The sequence below is a fragment of the Thermofilum pendens Hrk 5 genome (genome assembly GCF_000015225.1).
Lineage (GTDB): Archaea > Thermoproteota > Thermoprotei > Thermofilales > Thermofilaceae > Thermofilum > Thermofilum pendens.
Map to the genome: position 1 here is coordinate 281239 of NC_008698.1, position 14285 is coordinate 295523.

Below are 14285 nucleotides of genomic sequence, written 5' to 3' on the forward strand. Positions count from 1 at the left end.
CTCTATCAGAATCAGATCATATCCTCTAGCAGCTCTCTTAGTCCTCTAACCACAGAGGGTGCTACGGAAATCTTCGAGACCGGTGAGGGAACGGTATCGGTGGCTACAACCTCCCGTACACCCGAGTAGTAGAGCAAGTCTAACGCTCCCTGAACCATTACCGCATGTGTACACACAGCTGTAACAGAGCTGGCACCCTGCGCTAACGCGCTTTTAGCTGCCAGCGCTATGGTTTTCCCCGTGCTTATAATATCGTCTACGATGACAACGTCTCTTCCGTTCACTTCCAGGCTTTTCGGCTGGACACGCACTTCCCCCGTAACCCTGTCCCTCTCCTTAACCAGGTAGTCGAAATCCGCGCCTATAAGCTCGGCAACCCTCCGCGCCCTCTCAAGAGCACCCATGTCCGGAGCCAGTACGACCGCGTTTTTAACCTTGCCGTACAGGTACCCAGCTATGTCCTCGAAAGGTAACACGTTCTTAGATGGGATAGAAAGCCATTCCGACAAAACTCTGGGCTGGTGAACGTCCACCGCTAAGAGACCGGAGGCTCCCGCGGCTTCGAGAGCCTTTAAGACAACCTTTATGCTGATGGGTTCCCCTTCTAGGAAGCGTTTATCCTGTCTCGCGTACGCCAGGTACGGTACTACCGCTATGACGCTACCCTGAGCGTAGCTGGAGAGAGCTTCAACGGTTAACAGCAACTCTAGAAGCCTCCTTTCCTGCGGGGGGTGTGTCGACGAGACGACTATGGCTACTCCGCTAGGCTTCGAGGGCACCCTTACGTAGATTTCTCCGTCGGGAAACACCTTTTTCTCAACGAAGACTAGCTCGTCCCCCAAGCCTCTCGCTACCTGTGCGGCAATACCGTTCGAGCTTTCCAGTGAGTATACCGTCACGCTAAGATAAGGAATTTTTGAGAACTTAAAGTTATCAGCCTGCGCGCACGAGTGAAGGCAGGGTATGCTTCTCAGAAAATTCCCCCTGCACACACGGCTTAGCTTCTGCCAACGTCGTGCAATAACGCGTGCTAAACGTAGTCTACGAGGTAGGCGTAGTAGATCTGCCCCGCGGATATCCCGTTGTCTCCCGGGGGGAGCTTTCTTGGGATATACACGTTCTCGCCTCCGAGAACGGACTTTATTCCCTTGATTATTACGGTGTTTACAGCGGAGCCTCCCGCAACGTATACTTTGCGCGCCCCGCTCTCCAAGGCTATCTCCGCGAGCCTTCTGCCTAGCAGGAACTGAACGGTATAGGCGAGGTCTCTCGGGTGTCCCTTCACCTCTCCGGTTAGAAGTCTTGCTAGAAAGTCCTTTGTAAGGACGACTCCCTCTTCGCGTTCAAGTAAAGAGTCGCCGATTAGAGAGCCGCCCCAGCTGTACTCTTCGAGCGTTATCGCCGGTTCACCCTCGTAGCTTCTCTCCCAGGAAACCTTCAATGCCGCCGCGACGGCGTCTAGAAACCTCCCAGCGCTCGAAGCTTTAGGCGCAGAGCCGAGCTGCTTTAAGGTTAGTAAGAGCTCCTGGCGTCCTCCGGGAAGGAGGTTCTCCAGGCCGTTAGCCTCCGCGATTTTTGCCGCCTCTTCGCAACCGAATACTTCCCCTGCGACGCCGACCAGTATTCGGGCAGGGTAGTAGGTAGCCCTGTCGCCCCCTGGTAGCGGTACGTAGTCTAGGTGTCCTAGCCGCTCGTAGCCCTCTCTGCCTACTCGGAGCACCTCCCCACCCCACGCCTGGCCGTCGTCCCCGTACCCGACACCGTCTATGGCTATCCCTACTGCGTCCTCCTCCCACGCTTCGAGCATCGCCGCCGCCACGTGGGCTACGTGGTGTTGAACCTCTACGAGTTCTCTCGAGCACTTCGCGCTAAGCTCCTCCGCCACCCTCCTTGATAGGTAGTAGGGATGCTTGTCCACTATCGGAACTGCATCGCAGTCCGACACCCCGTACGTTCTCTTCAAGAACTCCAGCGCTTCGATTAGAAAGTTGTAAGTCTCCAGGTTTTCGAGGTCCCCTATGTGTTGCGTCGTGATAACGTATTTCTCTACCGCGATGCTACCGGTGTTCATTAGGAAGGCTCCCGTGGAGAGAGCCGGCACTCGGACGGGCCTGGGAAGTGGGAGCCACTTGGGAGCGTAGCCGCGGCTCCTACGTATCAGAACGGTTTCGCCGTCCGTGAATCGAACAACGCTGTCGTCGACCCTGTTTACTATTCTCCTGTTATGCATTAGGAAGTAGTCGGCTATCCCCGACAGCTTACGCAGAGCCTCCTCGTTGTCCTTTATTATCGGCTCCCCGCTCTCGTTCCCACTAGTCATGACCAGGTACTTGTCGCGCGTAGCCGAGAGCAACAAGTAGTGCAACGCGCTGTAAGCCAGCATAACCCCTACCGTTCTAAGACCCGGGGCTACAAGCTCCGAAAGAGAGCCGGGAACCCGGGGAAGGATTAGTATAGGCCTAGCGGGGCTCGAGAGTATGCTCTTCGCATTCTCGTCGAGCACTGCTATCCTCTCTGCAACCTTGAGGTCTAGCGCCATCACCGCGAAAGGCTTCCTGGGCCTCTTCTTACGGTCCCTCAGCCTCCTCAACACGTCGTCGTCCGTCGCCAGGCACGCCAGGTGAAAACCCCCTATCCCCTTTACGGCCACTATGCTTCCCTCGTCTATCAGCCGCGCGGCCTCAACTATGGGGTCCTTCACGTTTACGGGAGACCCCCTGCCGTCCACGAGGTATACCTGGGGCCCGCAGTTCGGGCACGAGATCCCTTGAATATGGAACCTCCTGATATTCCCCGGGTCGCCGTACTCCTCTAGGCAGTCAGGACATAGTGGGAAGTGCCGCATAGAGGTGTTCTCCCTATCGTAGGGTATCCTCTCTATCACCGAGAACCTGGGACCGCACCAGGCACAGCTGTGGAAGGGGTACCTGTACCACCTCGAGGATGGATCGAGGACTTCTCGGAGACAGTCGTCGCAGATACCGAAGTCTGGGGGGATCATGGATACCTTGGTTATATTTGTCCCGCTTCTCAGAATGGCGAAGTCGCTGAAGCCCGAGGGCTCCACTTCTTCAACTACGACCTCGTCCAGCTCGGCAGAGCGGGGGGTCTTCAGCTTTAAATCTTCGAGAAAACTCCTCAGAAGGGTTTCCTCGCCCTCTACCCAGATCTCGACCTCCGAGCCTCCCAGGTTTTGCACGTACCCCCTGAGACCGTACTTCTTCGCCAGTCTGTAAACGTGGGGCCGGAAGCCGACGCCCTGAACTACGCCCGTTACGCGTATCCTCCAAGCACGCATTCTCCCTCTTCTAGGAAAAGCAAAGCTGATATCCTTTTCGATCCTCTCGAAAAACCGTGCAAAGCCTGGACTACGAGTACGCGTATAGAATGGCAGTTCTCATCTCCGAGAGGCCCCGCTTCACGGGAACGGAGGGAGAGAGGACAGCCAGGGAGGCTATCAAGGAGGAGCTCGAGAAGCATGGGTACAGCGTGAGCCTAGAGAAATTCTCCACGAAGACATACGAGGTCGTCGAGTCGGAACTCGTGATAACAGAGCCGTATCTCGGAAGGGTAGAGGCGTCCGCGCTGGGATTCAGCGGGGAGACCCCCGCTGAGGGCGTTGAGGGGGAACTCGTATACCTGGAGAACACGGACCCGGTGCTCATACCGGAGGAGGACGGCTGGATAGGAATAGTCGTTCAGAGACCCTCGAAGGAGGGCTGGCAGAGACTTGTGAAGAAGGCTGGTGGACTCGTAATAGCCGAGAGTACTCCTTACAGGGGGCTGAGCAGGGTCGCCGTTCCTTACGAGTGGAGGGAGAAGATAGGCTCTCTTCCCAGCGTCTACGTGAAGTACCGGGACGCGGTGAGGATGCTGACAGCGAGGAGAGCTAGGCTAAAACTGACACAAGTCTACAGGGACGTGGACACGTACAACATTATAGCCGAGGTCAAGGGGTACAAGTACCCAGACGAAATAGTCTACCTTACGGCGCACTACGACAGCGTGATGGGGGTCCCTGGGGCGACGGATAACGCCGGTGGCACAGCGTTGCTCCTTGCACTAGCTAAAGCTCTCGCAGGCTTCAAGCCTAAGAGAACTGTGCGTTTCGCGTTCTTCGCGGCGGAGGAGCTCGGGCTACGCGGCTCCCTCTTTCACGTCGGCTCGTTGAACGAAGAGGAGAAGAAAAAGATCAAAGTGGTGGTCAACCTCGACGTACACGGCGGAGCCCTTGGAAGCAGCGCCGCCGTCATCAGTGGACCTAAGAGCCTTAGGTACTTCGCCGAGATACACGCTAAGAAGCTAGGCGTGAACCTGAGCATATCCGAGGATATCATGAGCAGCGATGGTACTTCCTTCGTAAAGCACGGCATCCCCGCCGTTAACCTCTATAGATCCAGCGGTAGCGGGGCAGACATACACACAGAGAGCGACTCCCCGGAGCACCTACACCCGTTGGCCTTCAAGGTGATAGGGCACTACGCGCTCCACCTGGTCACGGAACTGCTGTCCGCCGAAGAAATACCGTTTGAGCGCGAAATACCCGAAGAGATAAAGAAGAAGGCCGAGGAATACTTCGCCAAGAGACTGGGGGTTGACGGCTAGCGTGCAGCACTACCCGGAGCTCTCCCGAGCGAGGCGTGAGAACCTCCTTAATCCTCCCTTTAGGCTCCACGCGTTAAACCCGGCTTTTCTCAGCATGTATGCGGCTTCGCGGCTTAACCCTCCCTCGTCGCATACAAAGACGTAGGTCTTGCTCTTATCGAGCCTTTCGAGGAAGAGGGGTAGCTCGGTAAACTCTATGTGGAGACTCCCCGGTATGTGCCCCTCTTCGTACTTCTCCTTCGGGCGCACGTCGACTATAATGCTCCCCTCGGGCGGGGCATCCACGTCTACCTCTATGAGGGGGCTCGGCGTCGCTGAGCGAAGGTCTATCTCCTCCACCGTGGATAGAACCCTCCCCAGGATCGCCGGGTCTAGTTTGCTCTCCTCTCTTTCTACCTCTTCCAGCCTGGACCTCGTCTTGGGATGCACGGAGAACACTCCACAGACTTCCTTTACCTTCGAGCTCTCCTCGTAGGTCCCTATCTCCTTGGACTTGGAGATTATCTCCTCCTTGTCGAAGCCTATGAGGGGCCTGTAAATGGGCATGGAGGTGGCTTGGGAGGCTACGTAGAGGTTTTCGAGTGTCTGAGAGGAGACCTGTCCAAGGCTCTCCCCTGTGACTATCCCTATCGCCCCGATCCTACCTGCAATCGCCTCTGCAACCCTGTACATGTACCTTTTTAGAACTACCCCGAAAAGCTCAGGGGCGACTTTCGCCCTAAGCTCTCTAAGCAACGGGGAGAAGTCGGCGACGTAGAGCCTCGGTTTATAGCCGTAGCTCCAGGAATCTGCCAGCTTCTTCGCAACGGAGAGTACAAGGCTCTTGGTTAGGTCCCCCGCCATGTTGCAGTACAGGTAGTGTACCTCCGCGCCTCTCTTGAGCATGTACCACGCGGCTACCGCAGAGTCGTAGCCACCGGATATCAACGCTAGTACTTTACCTTCACTACCCACGGGGAGGCCTCCATACCCCCTTACGACGTCGGTGTAGAAGTAGGCCCTGCTCCCTCTAACCTCTATGAAAACCTGAACCTCTGGGTTCGACAGATCGACGCCGCTCGAGCAGGGGTAAAGCTTCTCGCCAACCTTTCTCGCAACGTCCATCGAAGTAAAGGGGTGGTCTCCAGTCCTCCTGGCTCTTACCGCGAAGGTTTTACCTTTCAGCTTATCGCAGTAAAGGTTGTAAACCGTGCTCGCGATATCGTCCAAAGCCTTGAACTCGTACTCAAGAGCCATCGAGAAGGACGTTATCCCGAACACCCTCCTTAGAACACCGGCGAAGCTACTCGGCGCGTAAACGTAGATCCTCCCGTACTCCCTCCTCACTTCTCCGCTCACACCGGAGGAGCTAAGCGCGTCGCGGATATTCTCCAGCAACCTCTTTTCGAAACGCTCCCTGGACTTCTTACTCTTCACTGTGATCTCTCCCAGCCGCACCACAAAGACTTCTCGAAGCCCCTCCATCTCCTCACACCTCTGCTGAAAAGTCGTACGCGATATTTATTCAATGCTTTGCATACAGCATGTAAAGCCGCGAGCATCACGTTTTTTAACGTGGAAGGGGTAAGAACGATGTATGTCCGAGATAGTGTTAGGCACCCTTGACTTCGTGCTACTACTGCTCGGCACAGCCCTCTTCATCCTCTTGATAGTCATTGTCGCAATCGAGTACCACAATTGGAGAACGAGGAGACAACTCAGGAAGATAGTGGCCCCTGCCCGCGCGTGAGGTTGAACGCGCGGAGAAGACCGGGGCTCAGCGAAAAGCTAAAGTGTGCACGAAAAGCCATTACTCTGACAATGACGACTTGAACCCGAACTGAAAAGCATGAGGAAGGCCGTCGCTACTGAGTCTCAGACTATCTTCACCTTTGTACCAACGGCTTGGCCTGGCAAGTGCCTCTTAAAGTACGCTAAAACGTGCCCCCTCCTCCCGTGCATCCTCACAATCTTACCCACGAATTTTTCGCCTGTTTCGGGGTGTACCCAGAGAACTTTTCTTCCTATTACTTTGACCGCATCTTTATACGTCACACCATCTAGAGACAGTATTACCTGCCGCGGGTAGTACTTGTTCATTCCGCGCCGGAAGGATACTATCCATCCTTCCATGCGCGATCACCCGCGCATACGAGAAGATACGTCACAGGCTATATAAAGCTCACGCGCGGGAATACTCGGAGCGGAGCATCCCCTCTATTTTCTCTGAGCTATGCGCGACCCGGAGCATATCTCGGGGCATCTGTCCGATAAATCGTTGCAGATGGACTCGCAGACCGCTTTGCTGTCCTCGCAGATAGACTCGCATTGCTCGGAGAAGGCTCCTTGAGCCTCTGCGCACTCTTCGAGACAATCCGCGGCTGCCTCCTGACAACGCCTTGAACACTCATCGACGAAATCCATACACGCGGATATGCACTCGTCCTCGGACTTTTCCTTGGGAGCCTTCACAAGCAAAACCCTAAAAACGGCTATATATTATTGCCTCCGATCCTGGTGCGTGTAGAACAGGTACTTCACCTTGGTTGATGGGGCGAGCACGGAGACTTGAGAGAGGAGCTTCGCGAAGACAGCCCCCGCCCGTATCTGCCAAGCGCTCGGGGGAGGGGGCCGGGCGCCTTTCCCTGCCGGTCTTACCCCTTTTATTCTTGTGCCCCAGCTAGGCGTATCTTCAGCAGTTCTTCGACTAGCTTCTTCGCGGCTGGCTTAGCCTGCGCCTTTGCGGCTGCGAAGCGGTATAGCGCCTCCCAGAGCGTTGCATCTTCCGCCGCGTGCTCGAAAAGAGAGTCCTGGGGAACCTGGTAGTAGAGCATACCGGCGTTCCTTACGACTCTTACGACCCAACCCTCCTCTACTACTCTCTCGTACCAGCCTGGCGGCGCGCCATCGACAGGCATCCTAGCGTAGATACGGGCGTAGTCGCCATGCCCTATGAGCACGAGGTTAAGCAACGCCCCTGCCACCGGTGCATAAAGATCGAGACGCTGACCATTCTGCCCGGGCTTCCTACCCCTCCTGCCTGGCGCTCCGTAGGCAACGTAGAGCCAGTGCCGAATCTTCGCGCACCTAGTGACCTTGCCTACGAATGCTACGTACTCCCATGCACGCTCAACCGCGGCGCGGGCATTAGCTATAGCGCTCTCCGCCGGCAAGTAGATGTGCTCCTGTCCAACCTTAAAGTAGAGCCATCGAAGCCTTAGGAAGAATTCAAGCTCGCCGTCCCCTAGGAAAGCGGTCGCCAGTGCCACCGAGTCGCCGTTGAGCTCCTTGCACCTCTCGACGAGTGCACGGAACTCTGCTCGCTTCGTAGCGCCTACAAGTCCTGAAGCCCAGCCTAGCTCATCAGCGTAGCCGTGGATGCTCACTTCCCACTTAATGCTCAGCCCGGTGCTACCGAGAATGCCCGCCGTGACACCTATGTCAACGTGGTCGCTTGGAAAGGTTGCGAGCGTGCTTGGAAGTTGCCAGCTCTGGGTAGTACCGAATTTTATGTCGCTGTAGCGCCCATGAGGGGGTGTCACATCCGTCAGGATCCACCCTCTCTGCAGGCTTCTAAGCACGTCTGGCGATGTCCTCGCGAGAACCTCCGGGAAACTAGTCTCTGTCCAGAAGCCCTCCAATGGGACGTGTACGATCCAGTCATATGTAGGCTTGTGTGCGATGACGTGCCAGTTCTCTCTAGGTATGTATACATGCCAGACTTTACCCTTCTTCTCGGCTCTAAGACCGTCTTCTGTTGCATCGACGATTGCCTGTAGCCTATCGCGTAGCTCTACGACCGCGCTTCCCTCCCTCGGCCTGTTGTCATCGCCTAGCAAGAGGTACTGCCTCAAATCGTAGTCAAACAGCTTGCCGAACCTCGGGTAGACGTCGTCCGGCACGACTGTCAGCGCGTGCGCCACGAAGCGCGTAAAGTCCCAGTTAATCGTAGACACCGTGTCGAAGAGGCCGCGGTAGTGTACCCTGCCCTTCCTCCCGCCCCTGGCTTTCCTCTTATCCTCTGTCCTGGTGGCGTAGAGGCTTAGAGCCGCCCTCCTCCACGTCTCCTCTCTAACCTTTCTCTCAACCTCTTCATCCCCCATCACGTTCTCTCCAACCATACTTATCACCCGTCCTTAAATGGTGGAGGGGGCGCCCTGCGAGGGCGCGGCATCAGGGGTCAGTGGTGGTTGATGAGTGACCCGAGGGATATCGTGCGAACGATAGGCGCGCTTTCGCGTCTTCTGGCGAGCACTCTTAAGGGCGACGAGCTGTACGAGGCGCGCCTAGTAGAGGCTTTGGACGCAATCGAAGAGTTTCTAGCCTCCGTGGGAAGCGCCCCAGCGAGGGTCGAGGAAGACGAGGAGCTAGCGAGAGAGCTTGAGGAGGACGTCGAAGAGCTTAGGGGGCTTGGGCTAGCGTAAAAACTCTTTTTCTCCTTTTTCCCTGGTTTGTAAACGCGGGAGCACGCGAGAGTGCGGTATAGCTTTCAGAACCGCCAGGCTTATGACCCTGTGTCCAGCGGAGAGCGCGCGCTTGTATTCACGCGGGCAAGAACTCCCATCTCTTCTAGCCTCTGGGCGACTCTCCTCAACACGTCGCGTACAATGAAACGCTGGTTCAAGCCGCCCAGAGCGTAGGCCGCTTTTCGAATGGACCCCTCGCTTACTACCAGCTTCAGGACGTTTCTCTCGAACTCGTCGAGCTCTAGGGTGTTCAGCGCTTTCTCTGCTACTTCTCTAAAGGAGGCCGCGTACGGCCACGAGACGTCCACGTCGCTGGGCGGTTCTTCGAACCTTTCTACCCAGCTGAAATTTATCACGTAGACGTAGCTGTCCGCGGAAAGTCTTGGATAGTGCCGCTTCAGGTTGCGTATCAGTTCTTCAAGGCTTCCAAAGCCGTCTCTGACCGCTTCGTCAAGCGTCAAGTCCCTGAGCTTCTTCTTATAGATGTACGTTATCTTCGCGCGTCCCAGAACTCTACCTCCACAGTGTACAAGCACCTCGTCTCCGGGTTTGAGGCGGGGGCGCTTTACCCTGATCGTTGTCGTCTTCTCGTTTGAGAGAAGCTTTTCGAGGTACTGCCTAGAGAACAGCAGGTGCTTCTCCCGCATAGCGAGCTTTTTACGGCGAAATCTGTATCGAAATCTCCGGGTACTCGGGTACCTTTCTGCCCGCGGGCTCTCCCCTTACGACCTCTACCTTCTTGGCGCGCAGGGTGCCCGCTACGTCGTCCACAACTGCTTTCAGCTCCTCTGAGTACTTCTCCGAGTACAAGTACACCGCGCTTACTTCCTTGTTAAGCGGTATCCTAGCGTCGTGCTTGGCGCGCCTACCCTCCGCCAGAACCGCTATCAGTATGTCTCCTACCCTGGCCTTCTCCTCGTCGTAGGCCGGCGGCTCCGGCCATGGGGACACCGTTATGCTCTCCCAGCCTCCAGCCTTCTTCAAAACGTCGACGTAGATCTCCTCGGAGATGTGGGGCGCGAAGACCGAGAGCATCTGCAACGTCTTAATGAGTACTACGTACAGCGTGTACTTCGCGGCTTCGTCGCTCCTGCTAAGTCTGTGCTTCACAGCCTCGACGTAGTGGTCGGCGAGCTTGTGCCAAGTGAAGTCTACGAGAGCCTGAGAGGCTTCCTGAAAGTTGTAGTTTTCAAGGGCTTGCGTTACGCGAGTCACCGTTGAAGCGAGCTCGCGCAGTATCCAGTGGTCAGCATGCGAGAGGTTGCCGAGGGGGACTTCTCTCACGTCCTCTATAAACGGGCTTGCAAGCCTCGCGAGATTCCACACCTTAACTAGGAACCTGTGCGCGTAGTCGACGCCGTCCCAGGAGAACCTGACGTCTTGCCCTGTAGCGGCTGCGAGGGCAACCCAAAGCCTGAAGCTGTCTGCACCGTACTTCTCGAGAACCTCCTGCACGGCAACATAGTTCCCGTAGCTCTTATGCATCATCCTCCCATCTGTGCCTCTCACCATCCCGTTGATTAGGGCTGTTTTGAACTGTGAACGTCCGAAGAGAGCTACGCCTCGCAATATCAGGTAGTAGTCCCACGTTCTTATAATGTCGTAGCCGTTTGGCTGAAGGTCGGCGGGGAAAAGCCTTTCGTCGAAGTTGTCAGGCCAGCCGGCGTGCACCGCGGCAGTTATGCTCGAATCCATCCACGTGTCCATAACGTCTCTCTCCGGCACTATGTTCTTTGAACCGCACTTTGGACACTTCTCGAATGGTGGCGGGTCGAACCTAGGGTCTATCGGTAGCTTTTCTGGAGGAACTACTAGCTCGGCTCCACAGTCCTTGCAGTAATACACGGGGATGGGGGTCGCGAAGAGCCTTTGTCTCGATATTACCCAGTCCCAGTCCAGGCTCAGAACCCAGTTTTCGAGCCTTTTATACATGTAGCTTGGAACCCAGTTCACCTTCCTCCCTTCTTCGAGAACTTTTTCGTTGAGCGCAGTCGAGCGTACGAACCACTGCTTCTTGGGTATTATCTCTACGGGGGTGTGGCACCGCCAACAGGTCCCGACAGTGGATCTTATGCTCTCAACCTTCACGAGCAAACCGTTTTCCTTCAACATTTCGACAATCTTCTTTCTGGCATCCTCCACCTTTAAGCCCTTAAGGGGTCCGGCGTTGTCGTTCATTGTTCCCTGCTCGGTTATCGAGATGATCACCGGTAGGTTGTACTTTTTCTGCCACTTCACGTCCGTCTTATCTCCGTACGTGCACACCATGACTGCGCCTGTGCCGAAGTCCTTATCCACGGCTTCGTCGGCTATTATGGGCACCTTTCTACCGTAGATAGGCACTACAGCGTTTTTTCCCACGAGGTGCTTGTACCTCTCATCGGATGGGTTCACGGCGACGGCCACGCAAGAAGCCAACAACTCGGGCCTCGTGGATGCTACTACGAGTTCTTCTCCTGTTCCTTCAACGCCAAACTTGAAGTAGTACAACGGCCGATCCCTTTCTTCGTACTCCACTTCAGCTTCGGCTATTGCCGTTTCACAACGTGGACACCATATGACCGGGTGCTCCCCCCTGTAGATCAACCCCTTGTTGTACATTAGGACGAAGCTCAGTTGTGTTCTCCTCCAGTAATCCGGGTCCATAGTTTTGTACTCCGTAGACCAGTCGATGCTTAAGCCTAAGCCTTTAAGGGCGGCTTTCATACTCTCTATCCACTTCAACGTGTACTCGCGGCAAAGCCTCAGGAACTCGTTGGGATCCATTTCACTCTTCCTCTTGCCGACAGCCTTCTCCACGCGAACCTCCGTTGGAAGCCCGTGGCAATCCCAGCCCTGCGGGAAGAGCACGTTGTACCCTCTCATCCTCTTGTACCTTGCCACGAAGTCTATGTAGGAAAAGTTCAGCGCGTTCCCCACGTGGAGGTCTCCGCTGGGATACGGGGGAGGCGTATCTATGACGTAGACAGGCCTACTCCTGTCCTTCCGGTCAAACCTGTATATGCCCTTCTCCTCCCAGAATCTCTGCCACTTACCCTCCACCGCCTTGAAGTTGTATTCCTTGGGTAAGCGAAACTCTACAGTCATTGTCTCAGCACCTACTAAGGATCCATCCTGCTTCTAATCCAGCCACTGTATTGCGCAATAAAGTTTGCGCATGTCTATGTTTAGATAAAGAACGCGACACTGTTGCACAGGTTAATGATGGTGATGGTGGTGATGGTGTAGTTCCTCGTCTTCGTAAGTCTCCTCAGTATACTGGGCTTCTATCCCGGCTATCGCTTCCTGAAGACTTCTGGGTATCTCGACTCCGTAGGCTTCGAGTATTTTCGCCACGAAGTAGGGGTCGGGAGCCGCCCCTTCGAACTCGTTCTTATCCTCGCCGTTTACCTGTATAACGTTCTTCGGGACAGCGTACACGCCATACCTGTCCGCTAAATCCGAGAACTCTAGAGCCTCTATCATGTCTCCGTAGATGTTCTTGTTCACCATGGCAAACCTGTGAGCGGCACGGACAGCTATCGGGCAATAGGGGCAAGTGGGTGTCACGAATATCATTATCCGGGTAGGCTTAGTCACGTACTTCAAGAGTATCTCCCTGATCTCCGGAGAAATGTTAACCCTACCCGTAGACGCATCGATGATGTCTTCAACAAACGCGCCGAACTCGTAGCCAGCCGGTATACCGAAGAACCTCACATTCCACTCGTCCACACCATGGATGAGTATAGCCGGAAACATGTCTATGCTGTACTTCTTTGCCTCAGGGTCTTTACTCGTATACCTAGTGACGCGGACTTTCCCACCGGATACCTGTTGCACAAGGTTTAGTATCTGCTCTGTGTCATCGCAGTAAACACACTCGGAGCCCGGGTCCACGAACCACTTGATGCTCACTGGGTTCTCGAGAGCCTGAAACATCTGCCTCAAGTCGTTTACGAGTTCCTCATCGTATTCAACAGGCATAGAGTTTACCACTCGCTGTTGTCTTCGCTTGTTTTAAAGCTTTTGTGTTACTCAGCATTGTGTCGGTCTCGCGGAGCGCTTCGCATCATATCACTTGCACACCGTGCAGGTACCCCACTATGATCTTTGATGGTTTTTTGACGGAGAATATTCCCGTCTCTATTAGTCCAGGGACGCTCTTTAAGGAAAGCTCGAGCCTTAACGGGTCTTTAAGTTCGTCGAAAAGCGCATCGAGGATAAAGTTCCCGTTATCGGTTAGCACCGGTCCTAGCTTCCCTTTTTCGTAGGTTCTAAGCGTAACGTTCACCGCGCCGTAACTCTTCCTTAACTCCTCCATAACCTTCTTGAAAGCCTGAGGATGGACCTCTACGGGAACGTTAAGGTTCCTTGGGGTCTCCGCGACCTTTGTCGCATCCACAATTACTACATACTCCTTGGAGTAGTAGTCCACGATCTTTTCTCTAAGAAGACACCCTCCTCCCCCCTTGATCAGGGACCTATCCGGTAGCACGGTGTCGGCGCCGTCGAAGCTTACCTCTGGGGTGTACTCGTGTAGCGGTACTTCGAGTAGACCTTTCCCGGCAGCGTAGAGGCTTGTATCGATGGATGAGGATACAAAGAAAATTGTAAGGTTTTCCTGCCTTACCCTCTCGGCGAGTACGTCTATGAAGATCTTCACTGTAGTCCCACTCCCAAGCCCCACGACCATGCCGTCACGAACGTGGCGCGCAGCTTCCCTAGCGGCGTTTAGCTTCATACTGAGCGAATCCTCGGTCACGCACGCCTAAAGCGCCTGAGCCTTATTAAGAAAACGCGACGCGTGCGGGAGAAGGATAAGCCTAGCGTAGATTTTCGGCTCTTATTTTGAATGTTGGGGTTTTATTTCTGCTAGGAAGAAAAAGGTACGGTGTATCTCCAATGCCTGACGATGTGCCCGGATGGCCTTTAATGGAGGAGGAGGTCTTGATCCTGGAGGGCAAGGATAAGATATACTTCAATTTTCCCTACCAGCTGTACAAGAAGGAGTTGAGGAGGCGACTTCTAAGATACAACGTTGAAGTAAACATAAAGGAGGATGTTCTCGGCGGTAAACGGGTCGAAATCACTGTTGACAAACAAGTGGGTTTGGAGATAAAAGCTTGGCTTTCAATACGCCTCCCAACCATGCGAGAAAAATACTACGTAACAGAGCTAGAAGAAGTGTCGCATGCAAAAGAAGAAGCTTAGGTTGTCTGAGCGGATCCTGTTGCGTTACCTTTAAGCCTAAGC

The 14285-nt window shown here is 54.8% G+C and carries 14 protein-coding genes; 4 read left to right on the plus strand and 10 right to left on the minus strand.

Annotation, left to right across the window (positions count from 1 at the left end):
- Positions 1–11: 11 nt before the first annotated feature.
- Together prs and hypF are read right to left on the minus strand one after the other, a co-directional pair.
- Positions 12–899 carry a ribose-phosphate diphosphokinase gene (gene prs, locus TPEN_RS01610; protein ID WP_052885012.1) on the minus strand — a complete coding sequence of 296 codons (888 nt, stop codon included), beginning with the start codon at positions 897–899 and terminating at the stop codon, positions 12–14.
- 131 nt (positions 900–1030) lie between these two features.
- Entirely contained in the window at positions 1031–3298 is a 2268-nt protein-coding gene (gene hypF / locus TPEN_RS01615) for a carbamoyltransferase HypF (RefSeq protein WP_011751992.1), read from the minus strand.
- Positions 3299–3354: 56 nt separating this feature from the next.
- Between hypF and TPEN_RS01620 the strand changes: the two genes are divergently transcribed.
- The gene (locus TPEN_RS01620) at positions 3355–4605 is read left to right on the plus strand and encodes a M28 family metallopeptidase (protein WP_011751993.1); all 1251 of its coding nucleotides are present in this window, start codon (positions 3355–3357) and stop codon (positions 4603–4605) included.
- Between the two features lie 9 nt (positions 4606–4614).
- On the opposite strand, the gene thiI is transcribed toward TPEN_RS01620, so the two are convergent.
- A complete protein-coding gene (gene thiI, locus TPEN_RS01625; RefSeq protein ID WP_011751994.1) occupies positions 4615–6069 on the minus strand; it encodes a tRNA uracil 4-sulfurtransferase ThiI in 1455 nt (484 codons plus the stop codon).
- A 112-nt stretch (positions 6070–6181) separates the two neighbouring features.
- Here thiI and TPEN_RS09925 point away from each other — a divergent pair, with 112 nt between their 5' ends.
- Positions 6182–6334, plus strand: a complete 153-nt coding sequence (locus TPEN_RS09925) for a hypothetical protein (RefSeq protein WP_187146341.1) — start codon at positions 6182–6184, stop codon at positions 6332–6334.
- Between the two features lie 125 nt (positions 6335–6459).
- On the opposite strand, the gene TPEN_RS01630 is transcribed toward TPEN_RS09925, so the two are convergent.
- From TPEN_RS01630 to TPEN_RS01640, 3 genes are all read right to left on the minus strand, one after another.
- Positions 6460–6717: a 50S ribosomal protein L35ae gene (locus tag TPEN_RS01630; protein WP_011751995.1), complete on the minus strand. Its 258-nt coding sequence runs from the start codon at positions 6715–6717 to the stop codon at positions 6460–6462.
- 84 nt (positions 6718–6801) lie between these two features.
- Positions 6802–7056 carry a hypothetical protein gene (locus TPEN_RS01635; protein ID WP_052885013.1) on the minus strand — a complete coding sequence of 85 codons (255 nt, stop codon included), beginning with the start codon at positions 7054–7056 and terminating at the stop codon, positions 6802–6804.
- Positions 7057–7247: 191 nt separating this feature from the next.
- Entirely contained in the window at positions 7248–8705 is a 1458-nt protein-coding gene (locus TPEN_RS01640; RefSeq protein ID WP_011751996.1) for a hypothetical protein, read from the minus strand.
- A 72-nt stretch (positions 8706–8777) separates the two neighbouring features.
- On the opposite strand from TPEN_RS01640, the gene TPEN_RS01645 reads away from it, so the two are divergent.
- Positions 8778–9008 (plus strand): hypothetical protein, encoded by a 231-nt coding sequence (locus TPEN_RS01645; protein WP_011751997.1) that lies wholly within the window; start codon positions 8778–8780, stop codon positions 9006–9008.
- Between the two features lie 80 nt (positions 9009–9088).
- Here the strand turns inward: TPEN_RS01645 and TPEN_RS01650 are convergent, their stop codons facing one another.
- The 4 genes from TPEN_RS01650 to rpiA all read right to left on the minus strand — a co-directional run bounded on the left by TPEN_RS01650 (position 9089) and on the right by rpiA (position 13794).
- The gene (locus tag TPEN_RS01650) at positions 9089–9697 is read right to left on the minus strand and encodes an ASCH domain-containing protein (protein WP_011751998.1); all 609 of its coding nucleotides are present in this window, start codon (positions 9695–9697) and stop codon (positions 9089–9091) included.
- 10 nt (positions 9698–9707) lie between these two features.
- Positions 9708–12137: a valine--tRNA ligase gene (locus TPEN_RS01655; RefSeq protein ID WP_011751999.1), complete on the minus strand. Its 2430-nt coding sequence runs from the start codon at positions 12135–12137 to the stop codon at positions 9708–9710.
- Positions 12138–12248: 111 nt separating this feature from the next.
- On the minus strand, positions 12249–13016 hold the full coding sequence (pdo, locus tag TPEN_RS01660) for a protein disulfide oxidoreductase (RefSeq protein ID WP_011752000.1): 768 nt from the start codon (positions 13014–13016) through the stop codon (positions 12249–12251).
- Between the two features lie 85 nt (positions 13017–13101).
- A complete protein-coding gene (gene rpiA / locus TPEN_RS01665) occupies positions 13102–13794 on the minus strand; it encodes a ribose 5-phosphate isomerase A (protein WP_148677883.1) in 693 nt (230 codons plus the stop codon).
- Between the two features lie 140 nt (positions 13795–13934).
- Here rpiA and TPEN_RS01670 point away from each other — a divergent pair, with 140 nt between their 5' ends.
- A complete protein-coding gene (locus TPEN_RS01670) occupies positions 13935–14243 on the plus strand; it encodes a hypothetical protein (protein ID WP_011752002.1) in 309 nt (102 codons plus the stop codon).
- The last annotated feature ends 42 nt before the right edge of the window (positions 14244–14285 follow it).

Excerpts from the sequence above, each read along its gene's own strand:
- hypF (WP_011751992.1), bottom strand. The coding sequence starts at position 3,298 with ATGCGTGCTTGGAGGATACGCGTAACGGGCGTAGTTCAGGGCGTCGGC.
- TPEN_RS09925 (WP_187146341.1), top strand. The coding sequence starts at position 6,182 with ATGTCCGAGATAGTGTTAGGCACCCTTGACTTCGTGCTACTACTGCTC.
- thiI (WP_011751994.1), bottom strand. The coding sequence starts at position 6,069 with ATGGAGGGGCTTCGAGAAGTCTTTGTGGTGCGGCTGGGAGAGATCACA.
- TPEN_RS01645 (WP_011751997.1), top strand. The coding sequence starts at position 8,778 with ATGAGTGACCCGAGGGATATCGTGCGAACGATAGGCGCGCTTTCGCGT.
- TPEN_RS01650 (WP_011751998.1), bottom strand. The coding sequence starts at position 9,697 with ATGCGGGAGAAGCACCTGCTGTTCTCTAGGCAGTACCTCGAAAAGCTT.
- TPEN_RS01630 (WP_011751995.1), bottom strand. The coding sequence starts at position 6,717 with ATGGAAGGATGGATAGTATCCTTCCGGCGCGGAATGAACAAGTACTAC.
- TPEN_RS01640 (WP_011751996.1), bottom strand. The coding sequence starts at position 8,705 with ATGGTTGGAGAGAACGTGATGGGGGATGAAGAGGTTGAGAGAAAGGTT.
- TPEN_RS01655 (WP_011751999.1), bottom strand. The coding sequence starts at position 12,137 with ATGACTGTAGAGTTTCGCTTACCCAAGGAATACAACTTCAAGGCGGTG.
- TPEN_RS01670 (WP_011752002.1), top strand. The coding sequence starts at position 13,935 with ATGCCTGACGATGTGCCCGGATGGCCTTTAATGGAGGAGGAGGTCTTG.
- pdo (WP_011752000.1), bottom strand. The coding sequence starts at position 13,016 with ATGCCTGTTGAATACGATGAGGAACTCGTAAACGACTTGAGGCAGATG.